The 25,133-nt window shown below is 58.0% G+C and carries 20 protein-coding genes; 9 read left to right on the forward strand and 11 right to left on the reverse strand.

Annotation, left to right across the window (positions count from 1 at the left end):
* Positions 1 to 173 precede the first annotated feature (173 nt).
* A complete protein-coding gene (locus tag HQL76_09660; GenBank protein ID MBF0109431.1) occupies positions 174 to 1,892 on the forward strand; it encodes an EAL domain-containing protein in 1,719 nt (572 codons plus the stop codon).
* A gap of 150 nt (positions 1,893 to 2,042) precedes the next feature.
* Positions 2,043 to 3,317 (forward strand): HlyC/CorC family transporter, encoded by a 1,275-nt coding sequence (locus tag HQL76_09665; protein MBF0109432.1) that lies wholly within the window; start codon positions 2,043 to 2,045, stop codon positions 3,315 to 3,317.
* 42 nt (positions 3,318 to 3,359) lie between these two features.
* Here HQL76_09665 and HQL76_09670 read toward each other — a convergent pair whose 3' ends face one another.
* The 5 genes from HQL76_09670 to HQL76_09690 all read right to left on the reverse strand — a co-directional run bounded on the left by HQL76_09670 (position 3,360) and on the right by HQL76_09690 (position 9,193).
* A complete protein-coding gene (locus HQL76_09670) occupies positions 3,360 to 4,046 on the reverse strand; it encodes a hypothetical protein (protein ID MBF0109433.1) in 687 nt (228 codons plus the stop codon).
* Positions 4,047 to 4,139: 93 nt separating this feature from the next.
* Complete coding sequence (locus tag HQL76_09675; GenBank protein MBF0109434.1) at positions 4,140 to 5,024, reverse strand: CoB--CoM heterodisulfide reductase iron-sulfur subunit B family protein; 885 nt, start codon at positions 5,022 to 5,024, stop codon at positions 4,140 to 4,142.
* Complete coding sequence (locus HQL76_09680) at positions 5,021 to 5,617, reverse strand: 4Fe-4S dicluster domain-containing protein (GenBank protein ID MBF0109435.1); 597 nt, start codon at positions 5,615 to 5,617, stop codon at positions 5,021 to 5,023. Before HQL76_09680 ends, HQL76_09675 begins: the two co-directional genes overlap by 4 nt.
* A gap of 86 nt (positions 5,618 to 5,703) precedes the next feature.
* The gene (locus HQL76_09685) at positions 5,704 to 7,914 is read right to left on the reverse strand and encodes an FAD-dependent oxidoreductase (protein ID MBF0109436.1); all 2,211 of its coding nucleotides are present in this window, start codon (positions 7,912 to 7,914) and stop codon (positions 5,704 to 5,706) included.
* A 7-nt stretch (positions 7,915 to 7,921) separates the two neighbouring features.
* A complete protein-coding gene (locus HQL76_09690) occupies positions 7,922 to 9,193 on the reverse strand; it encodes a CoB--CoM heterodisulfide reductase iron-sulfur subunit A family protein (protein MBF0109437.1) in 1,272 nt (423 codons plus the stop codon).
* A gap of 333 nt (positions 9,194 to 9,526) precedes the next feature.
* Here HQL76_09690 and HQL76_09695 point away from each other — a divergent pair, with 333 nt between their 5' ends.
* Positions 9,527 to 12,451, forward strand: coding sequence for an insulinase family protein (locus tag HQL76_09695; GenBank protein ID MBF0109438.1), 2,925 nt, complete (start codon positions 9,527 to 9,529; stop codon positions 12,449 to 12,451).
* 138 nt (positions 12,452 to 12,589) lie between these two features.
* A complete protein-coding gene (locus tag HQL76_09700; protein MBF0109439.1) occupies positions 12,590 to 13,012 on the forward strand; it encodes a VOC family protein in 423 nt (140 codons plus the stop codon).
* On the opposite strand, the gene dmeF is transcribed toward HQL76_09700, so the two are convergent.
* Positions 12,922 to 14,076 (reverse strand): CDF family Co(II)/Ni(II) efflux transporter DmeF, encoded by a 1,155-nt coding sequence (gene dmeF / locus HQL76_09705; GenBank protein MBF0109440.1) that lies wholly within the window; start codon positions 14,074 to 14,076, stop codon positions 12,922 to 12,924. The genes HQL76_09700 and dmeF overlap by 91 nt on opposite strands.
* 42 nt (positions 14,077 to 14,118) lie before the next feature.
* The gene (locus HQL76_09710; protein ID MBF0109441.1) at positions 14,119 to 15,645 is read right to left on the reverse strand and encodes an oligosaccharide flippase family protein; all 1,527 of its coding nucleotides are present in this window, start codon (positions 15,643 to 15,645) and stop codon (positions 14,119 to 14,121) included.
* A 35-nt stretch (positions 15,646 to 15,680) separates the two neighbouring features.
* Here HQL76_09710 and HQL76_09715 point away from each other — a divergent pair, with 35 nt between their 5' ends.
* Genes HQL76_09715 through HQL76_09730 form a run of 4 tightly spaced genes read left to right on the forward strand, consistent with a single transcriptional unit; the run spans position 15,681 to position 21,016 of the window.
* Positions 15,681 to 16,820, forward strand: a complete 1,140-nt coding sequence (locus HQL76_09715; protein ID MBF0109442.1) for a radical SAM protein — start codon at positions 15,681 to 15,683, stop codon at positions 16,818 to 16,820.
* Between the two features lie 44 nt (positions 16,821 to 16,864).
* Positions 16,865 to 17,536, forward strand: coding sequence for a glycosyltransferase (locus tag HQL76_09720; protein MBF0109443.1), 672 nt, complete (start codon positions 16,865 to 16,867; stop codon positions 17,534 to 17,536).
* A gap of 48 nt (positions 17,537 to 17,584) precedes the next feature.
* Positions 17,585 to 19,288, forward strand: coding sequence for a hypothetical protein (locus HQL76_09725; GenBank protein MBF0109444.1), 1,704 nt, complete (start codon positions 17,585 to 17,587; stop codon positions 19,286 to 19,288).
* Positions 19,289 to 19,306: 18 nt separating this feature from the next.
* Complete coding sequence (locus tag HQL76_09730; protein MBF0109445.1) at positions 19,307 to 21,016, forward strand: glycosyltransferase family 39 protein; 1,710 nt, start codon at positions 19,307 to 19,309, stop codon at positions 21,014 to 21,016.
* Positions 21,017 to 21,107: 91 nt separating this feature from the next.
* Here HQL76_09730 and HQL76_09735 read toward each other — a convergent pair whose 3' ends face one another.
* Positions 21,108 to 22,241, reverse strand: a complete 1,134-nt coding sequence (locus tag HQL76_09735; GenBank protein MBF0109446.1) for an aminopeptidase P family protein — start codon at positions 22,239 to 22,241, stop codon at positions 21,108 to 21,110.
* Complete coding sequence (gene elbB / locus HQL76_09740) at positions 22,238 to 22,909, reverse strand: isoprenoid biosynthesis glyoxalase ElbB (GenBank protein MBF0109447.1); 672 nt, start codon at positions 22,907 to 22,909, stop codon at positions 22,238 to 22,240. The genes HQL76_09735 and elbB overlap by 4 nt, the downstream gene beginning before the upstream one ends.
* 39 nt (positions 22,910 to 22,948) lie before the next feature.
* Between elbB and HQL76_09745 the strand changes: the two genes are divergently transcribed.
* Positions 22,949 to 23,191, forward strand: a complete 243-nt coding sequence (locus HQL76_09745; GenBank protein MBF0109448.1) for a hypothetical protein — start codon at positions 22,949 to 22,951, stop codon at positions 23,189 to 23,191.
* A gap of 56 nt (positions 23,192 to 23,247) precedes the next feature.
* Here HQL76_09745 and HQL76_09750 read toward each other — a convergent pair whose 3' ends face one another.
* Both HQL76_09750 and aroC read right to left on the reverse strand, forming a co-directional pair.
* The gene (locus HQL76_09750) at positions 23,248 to 23,751 is read right to left on the reverse strand and encodes a MucR family transcriptional regulator (protein ID MBF0109449.1); all 504 of its coding nucleotides are present in this window, start codon (positions 23,749 to 23,751) and stop codon (positions 23,248 to 23,250) included.
* A gap of 235 nt (positions 23,752 to 23,986) precedes the next feature.
* The gene (aroC, locus tag HQL76_09755; GenBank protein MBF0109450.1) at positions 23,987 to 25,090 is read right to left on the reverse strand and encodes a chorismate synthase; all 1,104 of its coding nucleotides are present in this window, start codon (positions 25,088 to 25,090) and stop codon (positions 23,987 to 23,989) included.
* Positions 25,091 to 25,133 lie beyond the last annotated feature (43 nt).

Here is a 25,133-nt window from a genome sequence, read left to right on the forward strand (position 1 = left end):
GGGCCAGGCCCGCGGGAGAACGTACCATGCTTGGCGATCCTTGTGTTTCCATAGTGAAAATAATATGAAGAACAAGGCTTGAGTGATCATCATATTCAATCATCGATACATGATTTGCAAAATGCAATTATCAATCCAATTCATCAATCGATCTTCAGGAGGTTGAATCAAGGATGTCCTGTCACGATCCGTCCAGGCCCATGGTCGATCCAACCCGTCATCGGGAATTCTGCCAAACCCTTCTCGATGCCTTGCCCGAAGGAGTTTTCGTCCATGCTGAAGGGATGATCCTCTATGCCAACGACATCGCCGCCAAAATCATCGGCGCCCAGGATCGGTACGAGCTGATCGACAAACCTTTGACATCCTTTTTCCCCCCCGACTCCTGGAAACGGATTCAAGAATCGATCGCGAGCGATCCGGGACCCAGAGGGCAGGGTTGGCCCGCGGAAATGGAACTTGTCCGTTTCGACGATCGCAAGGTGACCATCGAGTCCCTGACCACCATGATCACCCTGGAGTCCGTTGACCTGCTATGTACCCTGTTTCGTGACATCTCCCGCAGAAAGGAAAACGAAGATCGGATCCGTCATCAGGCCAACTACGACAACCTGACCAAACTGCCCAATCGCACCTTGTTCATGGATCGCCTCAATCGCGAGTTGATCCGGGCAAAACGGGCCAAAAGCCGGGTGGCGCTGATGTTCATCGATCTGGATCGCTTCAAGTGGGTCAACGATACCCTGGGACACGCCGCGGGCGATGAACTGCTGCGCGAGGTCTCCGCGCGGCTCAAGAAATCGTTGCGTCAATCCGATACCGTGGCACGGATGGGGGGCGACGAATTCACCGCCATCCTTCCCGACATGGCCCGCGGACCCCATGCCGAACGGGTCGCCGCCGAAATCCTGCGACAACTGACCATGCCCTTCATCCTCGAAGGACAGGAAGCCTTCATCTCCGGATCGCTGGGAATCAGCGTTTTTCCCGACGATGCCACCGAACTGGAAACGTTGCTCAAAAACGCCGATACCGCGATGTACCGGGCCAAGACCGAAGGGCGCAACGCCTACCGGTTCTTCACCCCCGACATGCATGCCGAAGCGCTCGAACGCATGGAACTGGAGAAGGACCTGCACCGCGCCCTCGAACGCAACGAACTCCAGATCCATTATCAACCCATCGTCGATCTTAAATCAGGCACGATCATCGGCGCGGAAAGTTTCCTGCGCTGGATCCATCCTCGCCGTGGCAATATCTCTCCCGCCATTTTCATCCCATTGGCCGAGGAAATCGGCATGATCGCCCATTTTACCGAGTGGGCCATTCGCACCGCCTGCACCCAGGCCCATTCCTGGCGTACACAGTTCAGGCTGGAAAACTTTTTCATCTCCGTCAACCTGTCCTGCACCCGGTGCCGTGAGCTGTCCACCGACGATAAAATTCCGGAAATCCTTGCCGAAACCGGCCTGCCTCCGACTGCCCTGGTCCTTGAAATCACCGAAAACATCCTGTCCGAGGATGAACCCCGGGCCATGGCCATGCTCAAACGACTCGTCAATCTTGGCGTCGATCTCTGGCTCGATGATTTCGGCTCGGGATCCTCCTCACTGAGTGTCCTGAAACGACTTCCCGTCAACGGCATCAAGATCGATCGCGCCTTCGTCGCCGACGACCATTCCGATCCCGAAACCGTCGTCCTGGTCGAGGCCATCATGTCCCTGGCCAACAGCCTGAAAAGAATGGTGATTGGCGAAGGGGTCGAAAATATCCGCCAGGCCCGCTTCCTGATTCAGCGTGGCTGTCCCATCGCCCAGGGCTATCTGTTTTCCCGTCCCCTCGATCCGGAAGCCTTCGGCAAAATCATTCACAAGGTGTTTCCTTTGGAATGACGGCACGCCGCCCCAAGGTTCCAATAATTTTTTCCTTGGGTATCCAAGTGTTCGGCAGCGGCAACCAATCTTGACAATTTCATCGACCCATGCTAGGCTTGTCAAAAAATAGATCTTTACTTTCATAACTCATCTGATCGGCTCAATCGCGTGTCCAATCTTGTCGTATTGCTGGTTCTGTTGTCGCTGTCCGCTTTTTTCTCCGGTGCCGAAATCGCATTGGTCTCCCTTTCGAAAATCCGGGTCGAAGCGCTCTTGCGGGAAAAACGCAGGGGCGCCAAAGCGCTCTACCTGCTCAAGAAAAATCCCAACCGCATGCTGGCCATCATTCTGATCGGCAACAATGTGGTCAATATTGCCGCCTCCGCCATTGGAACCGTACTGGCCACACATTATTTCGGTACACTCGGACCAGGATTGGCCGTGGGGTTTCTCACCCTGTTGATTCTCATCTTCGGCGAAATCACGCCAAAAACGATCGCCGTCAACCATTCCACGTCCATCTCCCTGACCGTCGCCCCCGTGATTCTGTTTTTCGGGCGGATCGTCAGTCCCATCATCTGGCTGCTCGAACACTTCACCTCCTGGCTGCAATCCCATTTCAATCTTCAGGCCGAACCGATGGTCACCGAGTCGGAGGTGGTCAGCATGGTCAACCACGGGGCCAACGAGGGGACGATCGAACACGATGAACGGGAGATGATCAAACGGATTTTCGCTTTCGATACCCTCAGGGCCGGCGATGTCATGATTCCCCGTGCCGAGGTGGTCACCATGGATGGCAACCGCACCATTCGCAATGCCCTGGGTGAAATCCTTTCCCATCGCCACAGCCGCATCCCCCTGCACACCGGCGATACCAACGACATCACGATGGTGGTGCATCTGCGCGACATTCTCTCGGCCATTCATGCCGATCGCTGGGATGTCTCCCTGATGGACATCGCCCATACCCCCATGTTCGTCCCGGTCAACCAGAGGGTGGACGAATTGTTCGAAAGCATTCGCAAGAAAAAGGAACGGACCGTCATCGTCGTCGGTCCGTTTGGCAACATGCGCGGGCTTTGTACCCTGGAAGATCTGGTGGAAGAGTTGGTGGGGGAAATCTATGACGACAAGGAGACGCCAAAAGAATTTTTCCACCCGACCCCCGACGGCGAATTGTTGGCCGAGGGAAAAGTGACAATGCGCCGCGTCCATGAATATTTCGGCGACATCCATCTCAACTGCAAACCCACCGATTCCATCAACGAGTGGATTCTCCGGTCGGTGCAGCGCATCCCGGCGGCCAATGAACAGTTTGTCATCGATGATTTGTGGGTGGCGGTGGAACGGGCTTCACTCAATCGAATTCACAATGTTCGCATGGCGCTGCGCAGCGAAGTCACGGGGACCGGCAACGATCCTCATTATGATTTCAATTAAGAGGATATCCGGTACGCTTATTGCTCTATTCCCGTGTTCAAATCAAAGCAGTTTCACCAGAGCGGCCATGGCCCCGACAGCCACGACCATCAGGCTTCCGAGCTTGATCACCATGCGTTGCTCCAGTTCCTTGATATCTCGTTTCAACTCCGACCGGACCGACTCGATCTTGGCATCAAGTTCCTTGATATCTCGTTTCAACTCCGACCGGACCGACTCGATCTTGGCATCAAGTTCCTTGAACCGGACATCAATTTCCTTGAACCGGACATCAATTTCCTTGAACCGAATCTCAACCTTCGTATCCAGTTCCTTGAGCCGAACTTCGGCCTTCGTATCCAGTTCCTTGAGGTCCCGCTTCAAATCCACCCGGACCTGCTCCAGTTCCAGCCTGGTGGGCCGAACCTCAACCTTCGCATCCAGTTCTTTGAGCCGGACTTCGACCTTCGTATCCAGTTCTTTGAGCCGGACTTCGGCCTTCGTATCCAGTTCTTTGAGCCGGACTTCGGCCTTCGTATCCAGTTCTTTGAGCCGGACTTCGGCCTTCGTATCCAGTTCTTTGAGGTCCCGCTTCAAATCCACATGGACCTGCTCCAGTTCCAGCCTGGTAGCCAGCCGGTCTTCCATCCATTCGACGATGGTCTCGGCCTGTATTTCCGCCTGGGCCTCGGGAACGCCTGCGGCTTTCAATCTTTTGGCGTAGGCCAGCGAATCGAACATGAGCGACATGGTGGGGTTCCCCGTTTTCCCGGATTGATGACGCCTTCTTCCCGCAGGCACATCCAAGGGAAGGGGCCAGCCCCTTCCCAGACCCATCCGCAATCAGGCAAAGGGTTTGAGGACATCGGGTTGCACCACCTGTTGATGCAAGCCCGCATCGTTCCAACTCCCCCCCCAGGACAACACCATCAACTGCGAATAATACAGGATTGGAATCTTGAAACGGGTCCCGAAGAGTTGATTGATCTTGCCTTGATAGACCTCAAGATTCAATTGGCAGACAGGACACGGGGTGACAACACATTCGGCCCCCCCATCCACCGCACATTGAAGGATCTCCCTGGTCAGTTGACACGACTTTTCCTGCTCCGAGAACATCAAAGCCCCACCGCAACAGGCAACCTTTTTGGCAAAGGGAATGGCCGTGGCCCCGGTCAGCTCGATCATTCGATCCAGATATTGCGGATTTTCAAAGGAATCCCCGGCAATGCCAAAAGGACGGTTGGTCTGACAGCCGACATAACCAGCCACCTTCAGTCCGGTCAACGGCTTTTTCACCTTGCCCTTCATGGCGTCCCAACCGATGTCTTCGATAAGGACCTCAACCATGTGCCGGGTCTTGATCCCCCCCTCATAGGAAAGTCCCCCCTCCTTGAGGGCAAGATTGACCTTTCCCCGCAACTCGTCATCATGATCAAGCCGCTCGTTGGTCTCGCGCATCGAAAGCCAACAGGCAGCACAGGTGGCAACCAGATCGCGCTCCCCCTGCTGCTGCCTGGAAAGGGCAAAATTGCGCGCCGACAACGACAAACGGGGAATCACACCGCCCCCCGCATAACCGATCGAGGCGCTGCAACAGTTCCAATCATCGATTTCATTGAGCTTGATGTCGAGCATCCGGCACATCGACTGCACGGAGGTCTCCAGATTGGCCGCGGAGGCGTTGTGTTCCGAACTGCAACCTGGAAAGAACGAATACTCCTTCATGCCTTGCCCTCCTTCTGATTTTCAAGTTCAAACGCCTTCTTCAACATGGCTTTGAATCCGGGATAACCCTTTATTTTTCCACGGAAAGGGAGGGGTTTGAGACGTTTGGCCTTCAACATGCCCAACGCCGAATCCTTCATTTCCAATCCCTGTTTGATCCCTTCGCCGATGCCATCCTTGAAATACAGTTTCATCGTCAGGGCCGCCTCGCCGACCCGACCGGTAGCGACGATGTTTTCCCAGAAAATGTCCTTGGCGAACTGATGGGTCGGTTGTTTGGGATTGGCCTTGCCCTGAACCGAAGCATAACGGGCCAGACCATGGACGATATGGGTGATGGGAAGATTGCGCGGGCAACGGACAATGCAGTTGTAACAGGAGGTACACATCCACATGTCGGAACTGGTCAATACCTCGTCGCGCATTCCGGCGCGGACCATCTGAAAAAGCTGCCTCGGGGAATAGGTCCAGGCCCCAAGAAAGCCCATGGGGCAGGATCCGGCACAAACGCCGCACTGCATGCACATCTTGATCCAGTGCCCCTCTTCCGAATTCTGATAGACCTCTTTGGCGAACGTCAGGTCGTATGTCATCGATTGTTCTCCAGTCGGAATCGCGCCACCGCTCGAAAAACCCGAAAAAAGCGGAGGATCGAGCGGGGCGCAACCGTTGATCGGGATTAGAATTCCTTGTAAGGATTGGGATCCAGTTCACTGATTGCCGCCACAAAGTCATTGATGACCTTGGGGAGGGTCTCGGCGTCCATGATGTTGACCTCCACCATCTTCACCCGATCCGATTCCAATTGCAGGCGATCCAGAGTTTCGGAGACCTTGCTCAGGCGGATTTCCGCCAGGGCCGAACCACGGACGTTGTGGCACTGGTAATCGGTACCATGCCGGCATCCCATCAGAAGAACACCGTCATACCCCTTGGACATGGCATCGGCGATCCACACCAGACTCATCGATCCCATGCAGCGCAAAGGGATGATGCGAATGTAGGGCGAAAGCGGCGTGCGATTGCGTCCCACCATGTCGATGGCAGGAATGGCGTCGTTTTCGCAGGCAAAGACGAGAATCCGCGGTTTTTCATCGTCCGCCTCGGGGATTTCCATCTCCTTGAGCATGGAGCCGATCATGTCCACCGAATAGTTGGCGAAAGAGATGATCTTCTGCGGACAGGCCCCCATGCAGGTGCCGCAACGGCGACACCGGGTTGGATTGAACAGAGGATTGCCCTTTTCATCCTCGTTGATCGCCCCGAACGGACATTCCTCGGTACAACGTTTGCACTGGGTACACCCCTCTTCCCGGAACGAAGGGAAGGAAAGATCGCCCGCGCGCGGATGGACCGCAGCCCCACGGGCAACCGATTCCACCACCTGGATCGCCTTCAAGGCCGCGCCGGCAGCATCGGTCGTCGAAGCGGAAATGCCCATCGGACGCCGGGCCGGGCCGGCAACGTAGATTCCCGTGCGCCGGGTTTCATAGGGAAAACAGATGAAATGGGAGTCGGGAAAATTGTTCTTCAACGAAGGCAAACCCGGTCCCTGACGGTATTGCAGATTGAGCACCGATCCCGGAAGATCATCGACCTGCTTGCCGACCGGAGAAGCGGAATTGGGATCCTGGGTATCGACGGTGGTCTCCATCCCGGTCGCCAGGACCAGAAGATCGACCTCCATTTTGGCCTTCTGGCGCAACAGTTTGTCATCCACCTCCAGGGTCAATCCCGAGGGGGCCTGGGAAACCTGCCCGATGTCCCCCTTGATGAAAATCCCCCCCTCGTTCTGAACCTTGCGGTAGAAATCCTCCATCTGCCCCGGAGTCCTGATTTCCTGGTAGATCAGATAGGCGGAAGCCTCGGGATGATTTTCGATGACATACAACGCCTGTTTGAGCGAATAGGTGCAGCAGGCACCGGAACAATATTCCAGATGGCTCGAATCGCGCTGACCGGCGCACAGAGCGAAAGCGACCCGCCTGGCGGGTTTGCCATCGGACTTGCGAACAATTTTGCCCGACCTGGCCATCTCCTCGAATTCCATGCTCGTCAGGACATCGGGAGAAGAACCGTATCCCAGGCGCTTGTCCAGTTTGCCCGGGTCGTAAGAGCGGTAACCCGTGGCGATGACGATGCCGCCAACCCGTTCCACCGAGGTCGCGGAACCGTTCTTGAGGGTGACATCGAACAACCCTGGGGCGCCGACGGTCTTCTGGACCACGGTGTTGTTCATGATGCGGATGTGTTTGTTGCCCTTGACCTCGGCCAACAGCTTGGGCAGGGGATTTTCCTCAAGTTTGTTGTAGGGGGCGCGGGCAGGAGATACCTTGTGCATCAGGGCAACCTTGCCGCCCAGGGTCTCCTCCTTTTCCACCAGAAGCGCATTGTAACCGGTCCGGGCGACCTCCAGTGCCGCCGTCAACCCCGAAATCCCGCCGCCAACCACCAGGACATCCTTCGAAAACGGCGTCGACGCCGCGAAAGGATTGGGTTGGTTCATCTTCTTGACCTTGACACATCCGCAGCGGACGTAGTCCTCGGCCATCATCTGACGGTCTTCCTCCGCCGTCTCGTTTCCTTCGGGGACATCGAGGACCCACAGGCACTTGTCGCGGATGTCCACCCGATCCATCTGGGCAACCCCCAGACGGAATTCCTCGGTCTTGACCCGGTGGGAACAGCCGACGATGATCAGGGCGTTGACCCCTTCCGCCGACATGTCCTTCTGGATCATTTGGATTCCTTCGCTGCCGCAAAGGAATTCATGATTTTTCACGACGGGGATTTTCTGTTCCTTGGCGGCGACGTTGCCGAGCGCCTTGACATCCAGGGCCTCCCCGATGCCGCAGCCGGTACAGATATAGCAACCGATCTTTTTTTCCATCGTTCCCTTATCCCTTTGCATGCACAGCTGTTTGAATGGCCCGGAGCGCGGATGCGGTGCTCGATTGGACCGAACCGGACACATCGGAAGGTTGACTGGCGCAACCCGAGGAAAAAAGTCCGCCTCCCGAAACGACAAAGCCATAATCGTCGTAACGGGCTTCCTTCAGGGGAACCCTGGAGGTGGTCGCGGAATTGGGTTCCATTCCCGTGGCCAAAACCACAAGATCGAACGGTTCCTCGTAGCGGACGCCGGTAAGGGTATTCTCACCCACGACCACGGGATTGCCGGTTTTGGGATCTTCATCGATACGGGCCGGCTTGGACTTGATCCACCGGACCTGGGAATCGGCCTCCACCATTTTCTGGAAGGCTTCGTAGCGGTCCATGGCCCTGAGATCGATATAGAAGATGGTCACCTTCGAATCGGGATACAGACCACGAACATAGGTGGCCTGCTTCATCGAGGCCAGACAGCAGATCCGCGAACAGAAAGGCAAATAGTTGTGGTCCCGGGAGCCGGCGCACTGGATGAAGGCGACATTCCGCGCCTCCTTGCCGTCGGAGGGACGAATGATCCTGCCTCCGGTGGGGCCAAACCGGTCGGCCATCCGTTCGAAGCGCATGTTGGTGGTAACGTTGGCGAAACGGCCAAAGCCGTAGGGTTGGATTTTTTCCGCATCGTAGGGTTTCCAGCCCGTGGTCCAGACAACACTGGCCACCTTTTCCTCGATGACCACCGGCTGCATGCCCGGTTCGATGGCGCCAACGGGACAGACCTCGACCAGTTTTCGCGCCTCGTCGGTGGCGGCAAAATCGGGATCCATGTAGAAATGGCTGGGGAAGGCCATGAAATGATCGTTGCGGATGGCCTTGACCTTGTTCATGCCGAAGTTGTAGGGATTGTCCACTTCGGTGGTGCAGGCCTTGGCGCATTCGCCACACGCGGTACACTTGTGGTTGACGAAGCGCGGATGTTGCCGGATCCTCGCGGTAAAGGCGCCGGTCGATCCGGTGATCTCTTCCACTTCCGCGAGCGTCATCAGACGGATGCGCGGATTGTTCTTGATGCGCTGGTAGTTGATCTCCAAGCCGCAGGTGGGAGAACAGAGCTTGGGAAAATATTTATTGTGCTGCGCGACCCGGCCTCCGAAATGGGGAGATTTTTCAACCAGGAGAACATTGTATCCGACTTCGGCAGCCTCAACGGCAGTGGTGAGACCACTGATTCCGCCGCCGACGACCAAAATGGTTTGGCCCGCGGCTTGCCCATCCACCATGATTCACCTCCGAAAGCGTTGCAAAAAAGAGTGGGTATGACCCGGAGTGACGTGGTTCCTTCATTCCAGGCTTAAGAGTTCCTTCAATAGGTCAGCATGATTTTTTATGCTGCATGGCCGAACGAATTCTGATTCTATGAATCCCTCGGAGAATGTTCAACGGAGTTTCGCGATTCGATCATCTTTTGCTTGGATAAAAACAATATTGTTTTCAGTCTGGCATGGTCCCCACGTCGATCGCCCTTTTCGGGCAGTGCCAGGACCGGCGCCAATCATCGAAAATGACCGGTGCGCCAAACCGGTTCAACAATCAAGAAGCCCCAAAGGAACGACATGAACAACGCCGGTTTCAAACTCCTGCATCGGGAACATGTGGAAGCCTTGAAAGTCACCGTGGAATCCCATCTCCACGAGGAGACCCGCGCCCGACATCTTCACCTGGCGACCGATGATGGGCATAACGCCTTTCTGGTGGCTTTTCTGACGATTCCCACCGATTCGACGGGGGTGGCGCACATCCTCGAACACACCACGCTGTGCGGCAGCCAGCGGTATCCGGTGCGTGATCCATTCTTCATGATGCTCAGACGCTCGCTTTCGACCTTCATGAACGCCTTCACCGCCAGCGATTGGACCGCCTATCCGTTCGCGTCGCAATCGCGCAAGGATTTCGGCAATCTGCTCGATGTCTATCTGGACGCCACGTTTTTTCCACAGTTGCTCGAACTGGACTTTGCCCAGGAGGGATGCCGCATCGAACTGGAAAACCCGGAAGATCCGGCGTCGCGGCTGGTCTACAAGGGGGTGGTCTTCAACGAAATGAAGGGGGCGATGAGTTCCCCCGAGCGGGTCCTGTGGGAACACCTGTCGCGGCACATCTTTCCGACGAACGCCTATCATTTCAACAGCGGCGGCGATCCGGAACACATACCCGAGCTGACCTGGGAGGCGCTGAAAAAGTTCCATGCCCGGCATTATCATCCATCGAACGCCATCTTCATGACCTTTGGCGACATTCCCGCCGCGGAGCATCAGAAGGTGTTCGCCGAGCGGGTGTTGTCCCGTTTCACGGGTCAGGCGATGGATCTCGGAGTCGGGCGCGAACAGCGCCGCGACGAACCTCTGCGGGTGACGGGAACCTATGCCCTCGACGGCGAAGAGGAAACCTCGGAGCGGACCCATGTGGTCGTCGGCTGGCTGTTGGGAGAGAGCGTCGATCAGGAACTGTTGCTCAAAACGCATCTGCTCAACGGGGTATTGTTGGACAACAGTTCATCGCCGCTCTTGAAGTTTCTCGAAACCACCGACCTCGGAACCGCCCCCTCTCCCATCTGCGGACTGGACGATTCGGGTCGGGAGATGGTCTTTGCCTGTGGCGTGGAGGGCTCGGAACCGGAACATGCCGATGCGGTCGAACAGGGAATCCTGGAGGTCATCGAAAGGGTGGCCCGGGAAGGGGTGGAACAGGAACGGGTCGCGGCGGTATTGCATCAACTGGAGCTGTCGCGACGGGAGATCGGCGGCGATGGTTTGCCGTATGGTTTGAAACTCATGCTGACGGCCCTGCCGGCGGCCTTGCATGGCGGGGATCCGGTGTCGGGGCTGGCGCTGGATCCGATTCTCGAACGGCTGCGCGAGGAGATCACCCATCCCGAGTTTATCAAGGACCTGGCGCGGAAATGGATCCTGGACAATCCCCACCGGGTCCGGGTGGTCCTGACGCCCGACACCACCCTGAACGCCCGTCTGGCGCAAAAGGAGGCGGACCGCCTTGCCCAGCTCAAGGAAAAAATGACCGTAGAGGAAATCCGACATCTCCAGCGTTTTGCCCTGGATCTGCGGAAGCGCCAGGAACAGGAAGACGATTCGGAGGTGCTGCCGCGGGTCACCCTGGCCGACATCCCCCCCACTCCGGCCATTCCGGTGGGTTCGGCGCGGACCGGTTTTCCCTTGCCCCTGACCCATTTCGACCGTCCGACCAACCGCCTCGTCTATCATCAGGTCATTCTGGATGTCCCGGAGATGACGGATGAACTGCTCGACCTGCTGCCACTTTTTTCTTCAAGCCTGGCGGAAGTCGGAGTGGGCGCCAGGGATTATCTGGAAACCCAGGCGTGGCAGTCGGCCATCAGCGGCGGCATCGGCGCCCGGACCTCGGTGCGTGGCGATGTCCTGGAAACAGGCAATTTTCGTTGTGTCTTCTCGGTGTATGGCAAGGCATTGACCCGCAACCAGGCGCACCTGGCGGAATTGATTCACGACACCCTGCTTGCGGCCCGGTTCGACGAACGGACCCGGATTCGCGAACTGATCGCCCAGTTTCGCGCCGGGGCGGAAATGCGGGTCAATGACAACGGCCACGTTCTGGCCATGAGCGCCGCCAGCGCCGCAAGCAGTCCGACGGGAACGCTTCACGAACGTTGGAGCGGCATGTCGGCGATTCGCCGGCTCAAGCAGTTGGACGAATCACTGGACGACCCCGTGCAACTCGATGGATTGTGCAGCCGTTTCAAGGCGATCCAGGAGATTCTCCTGAAGGGGCCGCGGCAACTGCTGGTGGTTGGCGAACAGGAAGATTTTCCGGGAATGGAGGACACCTTGCGACGGATGTGGGCGGATGGGGGGCCTGGCGACGGAATGGATCCGTTGCGTCCCAGGCCGGTGCGGGTGATGACGCATCAGGGATGGGAAATCGTCACCACGGTCAATTTTTGTGCCCGGGTCAATCGTTCGGTCCCATTTTCCCATCCCGATGCCCCGGTTCTGTCGGTGCTTGGCCAATATCTGAAGAACGGATTCCTGCACCGTGCCATTCGCGAGCGTGGCGGCGCCTATGGGGGGGGAGCGGGTTACGATTCCGACACCGGTTCCTTCCGTTTTTATTCCTACCGCGATCCGCGGCTGTCCGAGACGATCGCCGATTTTCAACGTTCCCTGGAATGGCTCCACGAGGGCCAGCATCCGCCCCGGGCCTTGGAGGAGGCCATTCTTGGGGTCATCGGCGCCATCGACCGTCCCGCATCGCCGGCGGGCGAGGCGCGACGCGCCTTCCACGACACCCTTCATGGTCGCACCCCCGAGCGCAGGGGCCGGTATCGCGCGGCGGTCCTGAACGTCACTCTGGAAGATTTGCGCCGGGTCGGCGGGGATTACCTGAGACCCGAAGAAGCCTCTTACGCGGTTGTGGGGAGTGCCGCGGCCCTGGATCGGGAGACCGATTCGACCTGGAAGCGTCATTCGCTTCAGGATGAACACTAAATCACGGCCACTATTGCGGGTCCAGGGGGATCATCCCCCTGGTGGGGTCCAGGGGCAAAGCCCCTGGTTGGGGTCCGGGGCGAAGCCCCGACCTGCCATCACGGAACACGTTCCATCTTTCTTCGGGAGAAACCATTCATGGACCAACGTCTTTCTCTTGTCACCCTGGGCGTTCACGATTTGTCGCGGTCGCGGGCCTTCTACGAAAGCCTGGGCTGGCGGGCCTCGATGGCCAGTTGCGACCAGGTTTGTTTTTTCCAGACCGGCTCCATGGCCCTCGCCCTCTATCCCATGGCATCTCTATTGGAAGATTCAGGCAAGGGCGGATGTGTTCCCGTCGCCGGTGGCATCACCCTGGGGATCAACGTACCCGAACGCCAGGATGTGGACCAGAACCTTGCCACCGTCCTGGCCTTTGGGGGAACACTTCTGCACGCCGCCATCGACACCCCATGGGGTGGCCGGACTGCCTATTTCGCCGACCCCGACGGCCACCCCTGGGAAATCACCTGGGCCCCCATGTTTACCCTGGGACCTTCGGGAGCGCTGCTCCTCCCTTGAAAACAAGAATCGTCCGGGCAATCCTGCAAGCGCCGCGGATTGATTTCGACCGTGACATGCACCAGTTGCCGATGATCACGCAGCAGATCGCGGATTGCCGAGGGTTCGATCGGCGCCATGGTCTCCAGGACGAGGATGCAGGCATACATTTCCCGCCCGACACGCCACAGGTGAAGGTCGGACAGGGTGTGGTCGATGCCACTTCCGGCAAGGGTTTTTTCGATGTCCTCGACCAGGGGATGGTCCATTTCGGCATCCAGGAGGATCCGCCCCGTCGCCCGCAGGAGTTGTCCCGCCCACACCGCCACCAACACCGAACCGACAATCCCCATCATCGGATCGAGCCAGTTGGCGCCCCACATTTTTCCCCCCATCAACGCCAATAGCGCCAGGACCGAGGTCACCGCGTCCGCAAGGACATGCATGAGGGCGGAATGCTGGTTCAGGTCGTGGGCATGGCCGTTTGCAGAATCATGCGCGTGCGAATGGTGATGTTCTCCGGCATGGGTGTGGGCGTGGCGATGCCCTGCCGAATCGGCAACCTGACGATATTGGTCCAGGGAATGATGGCTGTGCGCAACGTGCGCGTGTTGTCTCTCGGAAGGGTCCTCGTCCTTGAGAAGCCAGGCACAGGCAAGATTGACCAACAAACCCGCGAAGGCAAGGATCATGGCCTGATCGTAATGAATCGGGGCCGGTTCCAGGAGTCGTTCCAGGGAATGATAAAGCATCATGGCGGCGATGCCCGCCAGGGCGATGGCGCTGGTATAGGCACCGAGGATTTCAATCTTCCACGAGCCGAAACTGAACCGGCGATCCTCGGCAAACCGCCGTGCCGCCCGATAGGCCAGGACCGAAAGTCCCAGGGCGAGGGCGTGGGAACTCATGTGCCAGCCGTCGGCAAGCAATGCCATCGAGTTGGTGAGCCAGCCGCCAATGATCTCCAGCACCATCATCGCCAGCGTCAGAAAAGCGGCGTAGCGGGTGTTTCGTTCCGCCAGGGGGTTTCCCGAATCGAAGGTGTGGCGGTGAACGCCCTTCCCGGAAGCGGAAATGAATGTCATCGAATCGATCCTTGTCAAAACGCCCTGGAACGTCCAACTTTTTCAGGCGACCATGCCAGGGTGGCGCTCATGCGGAGGTATCCGGCCATGTTTCAGGAGAAAAAGAGTGGACAGAACATACCCCACGGAAACCGCGGCGCAAACGATGGATACATCGAGCATCCCGAACCCGTTCCATGCCAGAAGGACCAGAGCGGCGTTGACCAGCGCCTGAATGGCGTGGGCGATGAAACACAGGCCGGCCCGGTTCATGGCCATGAGTGTATAATAGGCGGGGACGCCGGCCAGATTGGCCCAGATCCCCGGGAGCAGAATGCCGAACGCCTGGGCAAGTTCGGAAGAATAACCCTGCCGCAACCAGAATTCAAATCCCGCATCCGAAAACCACCACAACCCGAGAAACAACGGAATCAGCAGCAGAACCAATCCCTGCAAACGTCGCTGGACGTGTCCGATCCGCTCCCGGCGCCCGCCGTCGTTGGCCATCCGGCTCAACTCGGGCAACAAGGGACGCATCCCCTCGGCGACCACGGACCGCAATTGATTGGCCACCCGGTAGACGATGTCATAGACCGGAATGGCGGATACCCCGACACAGCGTGCGATCATCATCCGATTGAAGGGGTCCAACAGCATGGAAACCAGGGCGCCGCCAAAGACCAGGGCGCTGAAGTCGATCATGGCGCGAAACCTGGCCCGGTCAAGGTTGGCGCGACGAAGGATGCGCAGGCTGGAAAGGCGACGGATCACAAGGATGGCTGCCAGATGTTGGCCACAATGCGACAACCATGAGGCCAACAGCAAACTTTCAAGTTTCCAACCCAAAAAAAACAAGAGAATGGAAAGGACGATGGTGACGACCCGCCCCCCCGTCTCGATGGCGTTGGCCAGGTCCATCCGTCCCAGTCCCGCCACGACCGCCTTGAGCGCCTGAACGATCAGCACATAGACCGAAAGAAGTCCAATCCAGGGCAGCAACCATTGGGCGATGGCCGTCAGTTCTCCAGGAAAACGAAACCATTGGATGATCGATGTTCGCAGCCCAAGGATCGACAGAAAGACAAGGCTGCCCGAAACGGTCAACAGCATCAGCGCCATGAGGACATATTGCCCCATCGCCGCCATATCCTCCTGCCCCTGGGCTTCGGCCACCAGTTTGACGATGGCGGTACGAATCCCCAGGTCACCCAATTGGGCAAAGACCAGCACCACCCCCAGGGAAAGCCAGACGCCATAGAGTTCATAGCCAAGAAAGTGGAGGTAGACCGGATAGGCGAGGGCCAACACAAGGATATTGATGATATTGGTCACCACGGTGGAGACCATGTTGATCCGCAAACGCGATCCAAAAAAGCCGCGCCACCACACACGGAGATGATTCACAAATCCTCCGAAAAAATGCCTTGAACCGGTTGCACAGCCCGCCACCAAGGACCCGGTCGATCCGGCGATCGATAGAAGCGGCAGGGAGCGTTTCGCAAACGCCCCCGCCATAAAATCGGATTCCCCTGGACGGTCGGACACGACATGGATAATCTCTTCCGGAAACGGTTTTTTCCGCCGCTCCATTCCGTTTGTCCATTGTTCATGGATCCAAGAGAACCGTGAAGGTTCGCCTCGTCATGCGCAACCGCCTTTTTCTGGCCGGACGAATTTTGAAAAGCGCCCTTTTCGAATCGATTCGCCCGTACAAATTGACGTTCGCCGTCACCGCGCGGTGCAACAGCCGTTGTCGCAGCTGCGCCACCTGGCGCCACGACGCGGTCGATGAACTCTCCCTGGAGGAGATTGAACATTTTTTTTCGGTCAATCCTCATTTTCAATGGCTCGATCTGACCGGCGGCGAGTTTTTTCTGCGCGACGATGCCGTGGACATCGCCCGGATCGCATTGCATCACAGCCGCCGCTGTTTTCACCTGCACATTCCCACCAACGCCGTCGATCCCCATCGGACAGCCTCCGGAGTGACAAAAATAAACGCCCTGGCCGCCGACCTTTTCACCGTGACCATCAGCCTCGATGGACCGCCCGAAGTCCATGACCGCATCCGCGGCGTCGCCGGCAACTGGCAGGCGGCCATGGAGGTCTATCAGGCCCTGAAAGGGCTGACGAGCGCCTCGTTCCGCATTTTTTTCGGTTTCACGGCAAGCCCCTGGAATCTGGGAGACTTTCCCGCCACCGTCGCTGCGGTACGGCAACGGTTCCCGGAGGTCACCCTGCATCACTTTCATCTCAACCTGTACCACCGCTCGTCCCACTACTACCGCACCCGGGGCGAATCCCCCCCCTTCCAGGGCCATGAGGCGGCGGTTCTGGACCAGGTCCACCTGTTTCGCCGGGGAATTGGCGGCTCCTTCGATCCCATTGCGCATCTGGAGCGGCGGTATCTGGGCCTGGTCAACCATTTTCTGGCGACCGGACGTTCCCCCCTCCCCTGCCAGGCGCTGGCGGAATCGTTATTCCTCTCCGCCGATGGAACGGTCTATCCGTGCAGTATCTGGGACCGTCCCCTGGGCAATCTGCGCCGCGACGGGTTTCATCTCGAACCGATTCTGGCTGCCTCCAGTGGTGTCCGCAAGGAAGTACGCGACGAGCGCTGTCCCGGATGCTGGACCCCGTGCGAGGCCTATCCATCCATTCTCGCCGGATTCTGGCGTTCGCCACGATCAAGACCATCTCCCGCAGCCGGTGGACCACGCCACCCCATCCCATCGTCCCCAGCCGCTTCGGTCACCGACCCTTGAACAACACACCCCCATGCGATCTTCCCGGTGCGGACTCTGCCCCTTTGCCGTTCACGATCGTCATTCCAACACGCAACGAGGCCCCGACCATCGCCGACATCGTCTCCCGCTGTCTGCGCCTGACCCCCCATGTCCTGGTCATGGATACCGCCTCGGAAGATGGCACGGAAGAACTGGCCCGGCGTGCCGGGGCCCGGGTCGAAAAGGTGACGCGACCCGGCAAGGGGCGGGCCATCCGCGCCGCCATCGGCCTTCTGAACACCCCATTGGTGGTATTCATCGACGCCGACGGGTCTCATGTGGTGGAGGACATTCCGCTCCTGCTCGCGCCCCTCCGCGAAGGTCGTGCCGACCACGTTCAGGCCTCCCGCCTCATCGGCGGTTCCAGCGAACTTCATGGCGGTTTCGATGAATTTTTCCGCCTGGCCGGCAGCGCCCTGATCACTGCCCTGATCAACTGGCGTTTCAAGGTGCGGTTGAGCGAAAGTCAGAACGGCTTTCGCGCCTTTCGCGTCGAACTGCTTCGGGTACTCGATCTCAGGGAAAACACGACGACCATCGAGCAGGAAATGGTCATGAAAACCTTGAAGGCGGGTGGACGCATCGCCGAGGTCCCCAGCCATGAACATCCCCGTCTTCACGGTCGTTCCTGCATTCGCCTGTCACGGGTCTGGTGGCGCTATCTTTTTTCCCTGATCGTCGAATTGTGTACCTGAAAGGAAGCCCCTCCAGGCAGTCCCCTTCTTTCATAATGACGGAGATCCATGATCATTCTTGGCCTTTGGGATGGACACGACGCGGGAGCGGCACTCCTGATCGATGGGCAACTTGTCGTTGCAGTCAACGAGGAACGATTGAGCCGCCGCAAACTGGAACCCTGTTTTCCCCATCGAGCCATCGGTGAATGCCTCTCCCTGGCCTCGATTTCTCCCGAAAAAATCGACCATGTCGCAGTCGCGACCTGCGATGTCGCCAAAACCCTGGCCCGCCTCATCCCGGCCACCCGCGAACGTCATTACCAGCTCCGCCGCCGTTTGCAGTTTCCAACCCGCCTCGACCGGATCGGCCATCGGATAAAATACCACATCACCCAATGGCCCCGCGTTCCAGGAAGTGATCGGCTGAACCTGTTCCTGCTGCGACGATCGCTCGCCACGGTTGGCATCAACGACATTCCCCTTCATCTGTGCCTGCACCATCCCTGCCACGCAGCAACCGCCGCCTGGTTTTCGGGAATGGATGCAGCCACGGTCCTGACCCTGGACGGGGTGGGCGATGGCCTCTCTGGAAGCGCCTGGCGCCTCGACAACGGAACATTACATCCCCTGGCCACGATCGCCGGACAGGATTCCCTGGGATTGTTCTTCGAACACGTCACCCACCTGCTCAACATGCGCGAACTGGAGGACGAAGGCAAAGTCATGGCCCTGAGCGATCATGCCCCTCCGATCGCCGACCCGGACAACCCATTGCGCTCCCTGTTCCGCGTCGAAGGGTTGACCCTCCGCGGTCGTCTCCATGGCGAACGGTTGATCCAGTATCTGCGTTCCATTCTGTGGTCCACCTCCTGGGAACGTTTCGCCGCCATGGCGCAACGCACCCTCGAAATCGCGACCGAACAATGGGCCACCCGGATCATCGCTACGACCGGACAGAAAAACCTTGCCCTTTCCGGCGGGGTGTTTTCCAACATCCGTCTCAACGAACGGTTGCGCCGTCTGGGACACCCCTGTTTCATCTTTCCCCAAATGGGCGATGGCGGTCTGGCGGCAGGGGCCGCGGCGCTGGTGCAACGACAGGTGGCCCCCGCCCTCCCGATCCACCCATTGTCACATCTCGATCTGGGACGAAAATTCGGCACGGATGAACTCCAAACGGCACTCGCCACGGCGGGCGTTTCCGGAACCCCGGTTGCCGACCGGGCAGCGACGGCGGCAGACTTGATCGCCCAGGGAAAGATCATCGGCTGGTTTCAGGGACGGATGGAATACGGACCGCGCGCCCTGGGACACCGTTCCATCCTGGCCGCGGCGGACCACGATGGCATCAAGGACCGTCTCAACCTGATCCTCAAACGACGCGCCTGGTATCAACCCTTCTGCCCGTCGATGCTGGAAGAAGAAGCGCAACGGCTGTTGGCCGATTTCGATGGCGTGGTCAATCCGTTCATGACCATGGGATACCGGTTTCGTCCGCACTTCCTGAAAAAATTTGCCCAGGTCGCCGCCATCGATGGTTCCTGTCGGCCCCAAATGGTGCGGCCCGAGGATGGTTTCTTTTTTCAACTGCTTCGGGAGGTCCGCAAAAGAACCGGACATGGGGTGGTGTTGAACACCAGTTTCAACCTCCATGGCCAACCCCTGGTCCATACCCCTGGCGAAGCCCTGACGCTGATGCGCCACATCCCGCTCGATGCCCTGATACTGGAGAACCTTCTTGTGCAACGCTCCGATTTCCCCACCTCCTGACCGAAGGCGAATGGCGCCATGAAACGCTACCAAACCTGGGGCGGCATCCTGACAGGCCTGGTTCTCCTGGTCATGGCCTACCTGACGGTGGCACGACTGCCCCCCCCCCGCATCCAGGAATTTCTTCAGGAACATACCGTGGACCTCCTTCACGCCCACCTGGTCCTGATCCTCTGCGCCCTTTTGTTCCAGACACAAAGGCATCATGGTTTGGCATTTCCTTCCGGTTGGCGCTGCCCGGCACCATTGCGCTGGCACCTGACCGTCTTCCTGACCGGGGGAATCCTCCTGACGGCGACACTCGCCCCCCAGACCCATCGTATTTTCTATGATGAAGATATTTATCAGGGAATCGCCATGAACATGGCCTTCGAACACCGGGCGCAAATGTGCAACGATGGCGTCCACGAATACGGCCTGTTCCATTGCCATCGGGGAGAATACAACAAACAACCCAACGGTTACCCCTTTCTGATCGCCACGGTGTTTCGACTGACGGGAATCAACGAAAACGCCACTTTTTTTCTCAACAATGTCTTGTTGGGAGTGGCAATGGCCGTTGTTTTCCTGATCGCCCTCCATCTGTTCGGCAATCCCTGGGCCGGTCTCTTCGCCGCCCTGATCACTGCCCTGACGCCACAAAACCTTCACTGGTTCAACACCGCCGCCGCCGAACCCTCTTCCACCGTCAGCGCAGCCCTTGTCGTCCTTGCCGGACTGCACGCCACCCGGAACAAAGACGAGCCCGCCCTCATTCTCCTCGCGGGACTGACCTCCTTTTGCCTGAACATCCGTCCGGAAAACGGCCTGATCCTGATCGTGTTGGCGGCTATTTTTCTTGGCCAATGGCCCCAGGCGTTCCGTGAACCACGTTTTTATCTGTTCGTGTGGCTCGTGGCACTGTTGGCACTGCCGGTTTTCATGCATGCCCTGCTGGTACGAAACAATCCCTGGGGCAGCGACGCCGCCCCCTTCGCCCTCCATCATTTCATGGACAACCTCAAGGTCAATCTGTCCTATTATTGGGACAATCGCCAGTTTCCCCTGCTGTTCACCCTTCTGGCCATGACCGGATGGCACCACCGAAGGCGCCTGGGCGAGCTGGCGCTGCTTTGGCTCTGGTTTTTTCTTTTTTTCGGTATTTTTCTTTTTTTCTATGCCGGTCGCTACGATTACGGGGCGGACATCCGCTTTTCGCTCCCATCGCACCTGCCCCTGGCCCTTCTGGCGGGAATCGGCGCCGAACGGTTGGGACATGCCCTGGCACGCCGCCTCGGACACCCGCCACGATTGGGATATGCCCTCGTCACCCTTGTTCTGATCCTTTCCTTCATCCCCTTTCTGCCCCAGGTGCGCGCCGTCACCAGCGAAGCCTGGGCCGCCCGCGCCGATCATCGTTTTGCCCGGGAAATGGCCCGGCAAATCCCCGACGACGCCCTCGTCCTGACCCACAATCCCGCCATGTTCCACCTGTGGGGAAAAAACGCAGCCCAGGTCTCCCTCGCCCTGGAAGATACGGAAGGAACCATCCCCCAGCCATTCCTCCGCGCCGCCAATCACGTCTATTTTCACTATAATTTCTGGTGCAACGTCGATGACCCGTTACAAAGCGGTTTTTGCACCCGCCTGCTGCAACGGTACCGTCATGAATTGGTCGTGGAATACCAGGAACGAAACAATCGTTTCGCTCTGTACCGGATTTTTCCCCGCGAGGACGGAAAACCCTGAATCGCCCACCAAAAAACCACAAAACAAAGACGTGCCGGTCCAGACACATTAAAGAATCCACAACAACAAACATTAGTTTTATTTATTTATATTACAAAACAAGAAACTTGGCCTGGGTGGTCAAATTGCGGCACCCTTCCTTTTCGACGACGACAACATCCTCGATTCGGACTCCGCCCATATCGGGATAGTAGAGACCCGGTTCGACGGTGATGACGTTTCCCGTGGTCAGGACATGATCCTTGCCACTGATGGAGGGAGGTTCATGGATTTCAAGCCCGAGGCCATGACCGGTGCCGTGGAAAAATCCTCCCTGGCGTCCATCGGGGAGAGGACCGGTGGGGAAGCCGGCGGCGGTGAGGTGTTGGGTGACCGCGGCGTGGACCGCCTTTCCGGAAACGCCGTCCCGGATCAGGGAAAACGCCACCTCCTGTCCCTGAAGAACCGCATCCCAGGCGCGCTGGACCCGTTCCGGAGGGGAACCACGGCAGACAGTGCGGGTCATGTCGCCCCAGAACCCGGTGGCGCCAATCCGGGGGAACACGTCAAGAATGATGGGGGTATGTGCGAAAAGGGGACCATGACCTTCTTCATGGGGGTCGGCCCCCTGAGGACCACCGGCGACGATGGTATGGTTGGGCATGGCCCCTTCGCGTACAAGGTGGGCATTGATTTCACCACGGACCCGCTCGCTGGTCAGCGGGGCACCCTCAAGATGGAGGGAGGCATCGGGGGCGACGGTGGCGCGGCGGATCATGTCGATACCGACGTTCATGCCGCGGGCGGTTATTTCCAGGGCGCCCTGGATATGACCGATCTCTTCCGCGGTCTTGATGGCGCGCTGCGGCCAGAAAGGGTCGGGAAGGGGGATCAGGTCGATTCCCAATTTCTTGAGTTCGTTGGCGAGACCAAAAGGGAAGGTCGAAGGGACTTCCGCTTCGTGGATGCCCGATTGTTTGAGAAAAAACGCCATCAGGTCGATGTCATCCAGAACCCTTTGCGGCAGAATGGCCTTGGCCTGGGTACGAATGTCGGCCCAGTCATGGACATGATCGACACGGGCCGTTCGCCGCGCCCGATCGACTTCGAGGGCCGAAGTACACAGATGGGTCGGACCGTTCTCCGGCTCCTGAAGGAAAAGAAACGGATCGGGGGCGAAAAAACGGGTGGCGTGGAAAAGATTGGCCGATCCCTCGGAAGCGGCATGGATAAGACGCGCTTTCAAGGTCCGACCATTTTGAGGATTTGCGTGATCAGTTTTTCGATTCCCTGTCCCGCTTCGCCGATGGAAGAGGCGCACATGTAGGCGGCGGTGGTGACGATGCGGTTGGCGGCGTCGATGACGATTCCGTCGCAATGGCTGTTCTGATGGGTGTTGCCCATTTGTTCAATGGCTCCGGCGACACCATCGTCATCACCAATGGTCAGGGTGATCCCCTGTCCGGCAAATACCTTCGACAGCAGGGCAGGGGCGATGCACAGGGCGCCGATGGGTTTTTTGGCCTGGGCCATTTCATGAAGGAGGCGGGAAACCTCGGGATTGACCGTGGCATTGGCGCCGTCAAAAGCGACGGTGGACAGGTTCTTGGCAGCGCCGAACCCTCCCGGAAGGATGATGGCATCCAGATCCTGTCCCTTGACCTCGGCGATGTCTTGAATCTTGCCGCGGGTGATCCGCGCCGATTCGACGAGAACGTTGCGCGTTTCGCCGGTAACCGCTCCGCTCCGATGGTCGATGACGTGGAATTGGGGAATGTTCGGGGCCATGGCGATGATTTCAACCCCGGCCTTGTCGAGAAAATAAAGGGTCAGCGTGGCTTCGTGGATTTCGGCGCCATCATAAACGCCGCAACCTGACAGAACGACCCCGATTCGTTTTTTTCCCGTAACCATTCCGTTCCCCCCGTCGTTCGAAGGATCATCCAATCGCCCTTGTCGATACAGCCTGATGGTTGGCTAGAGGTTGGCGTTCGGAACACCAAAGAAATTGCGGAACTTCCGTCCCGTTTTTCTTTTGTTGATCTTGAAATAGTTCTCCATGTATCCGTGGACATGGCCACGTTTGAAGGCGGTAAAAACAACCCACCCCAGGAATCCGAGGGGTATCAGATTGAAAAACTCCACATGCGCTCCCCTGTCGTGGTAGGAATGAAAGCAACGTTTCCTGAAGGCTAAACCGCTTGAGGCTGGAATGCAACCATAACATGTTTGGTCACCCGTCCCTTTCTCCGTCACGCTGCTCCCGATGTCTCTTCCCCGCTTCCGTTTTCCTTCCGTGGCATCGTTCCATGCAGTTTGTCTCCCAATCCCGCCTCGATGGCCAATATCCGCCGCCTTTCGGAATAGGACGGAGCAACCATGCGAAAATCCTTGGGAAGATTGAACGCCTTGCGATACTCTTCCAACCTGATTTTGTGTGACCGGGTCAAATGCCCCTTGATCGCCTTGCAACGTTTGCCGCAAATCAGGCACACGACTTCGTCCCGGGTCACCGCTTCTTCCAGGGGAACTGCCGGCTCCCACACGTCCGTCCTTTCTCCGGAGGACGACTCCTCCAGGACATCCAAGTGATTGCGTCGCTCCACCCCCGTCGTTTTTCCCGACCCCTCCGACAAATCCTGCAACATGACAAAAACGTTGCGAATCAATCCCGGCACATCCCGTGCGGCCACTTCATTCTTTTTCAAATAGGCCGTCACTATATCGACTGTTTGTCGCGTCATCTCACTGGACATTATCTTTTCCGTCTTTCGGGCCAACTTGCAATGTAGAAACAGCATTGCTCAATCAGTTTGAATCTGTCAAGTATTTTAATTCAGAACAAAGTAATTATTCATCATTCCCTGGACGAGGGAACACTTAAATAAACGCCAATGATTCGGAATATCTATCGATTGCCCCCATAATACAGCTTCCACAAGACGTTGCCACATGGCACAACGTTTCAAAAATATTCTCCAGGACACATGATCATGATTCCGCGACCGGGAACATTTCCCACCGTGCCCGATGCCGAAGATAATGATCCGCCAGAACAAGGGCCACCATCGCCTCCGCCACGGGCACCGCGCGAATGCCCACGCACGGGTCGTGCCGGCCCAAGGTGCGGATCATCTGTTCACGACCCGAAGTATCGACCGAGCGCAGTTGCGAATGAATCGACGGCGTCGGTTTTACGGCGATGCGGACAACGATCGGTGCTCCACTTGATATTCCTCCAAGAATTCCCCCGGAATGGTTGCTCAAAAACCGGATACCCAGGGGTGAATCGGGTTCGGGAACCATTTCATCCGCCAGATGCGAACCAAACCCTTCCGCCACCCCGAAGCCAGTCCCGATCTCCACCGCCTTGACCGCATTGATCCCCATCAGCGCCGCCGCAAGATCGGCATCCAGCCGGCCATAGACCGGTTCGCCCCAGCCCACGGGGACTCCGGAGGCCTCGACCTCCAACATCGCCCCCACCGAATCGCCTTCGCTCCGGCACCGCTCCAGCAACGCCGCAAACCGTTCCACCGCCGCGACATCGGGAGAAAAAAACGGATTTTTTTCAACCTCCGACCAGTCTTTCCGCGCCGGATCAATCTTTTCGGGTCCCATCCCGATCAGACAACCGCGAATCTCAACCCCCGCCGAACGCAATACCTTCCGCGCCACCGCCCCACCCGCCACACGCATCGCCGTTTCCCGCGCCGAGGCCCGCCCGCCGCCGCGATAATCACGCAATCCATACTTTTTCCAGTAGGTCCAATCGGCGTGTCCCGGACGGAACACATGTTGAATCGCCCCATAATCACGCGATCGCTGATCCTGATTTTCGATCATCAAGCCAATCGGCGTCCCTGTCGTCCTCCCCTCAAACACTCCAGAGACGATCCGTACCTTGTCCTCTTCCTTGCGTTGCGTCGTGTATCGGCTTTGCCCTGGGCGCCGCCGATCCAGATCATGCTGAATCTCCACCACATCGAGTGCCATTCCCGCCGGACAACCATCGACCACCGCCCCAATTTCGGGTCCATGGCTCTCGCCAAAGGTCATCAGGCGAAACAATGTTCCAAATACATTGGCCGACATTCCTGTGTTCCCCTCTTACCCTTGCGCCCAACCCATGACCAAA

Source organism: Magnetococcales bacterium (assembly GCA_015228815.1).
In the GTDB taxonomy this organism is placed as follows: Bacteria; Pseudomonadota; Magnetococcia; order Magnetococcales; family UBA8363; genus UBA8363.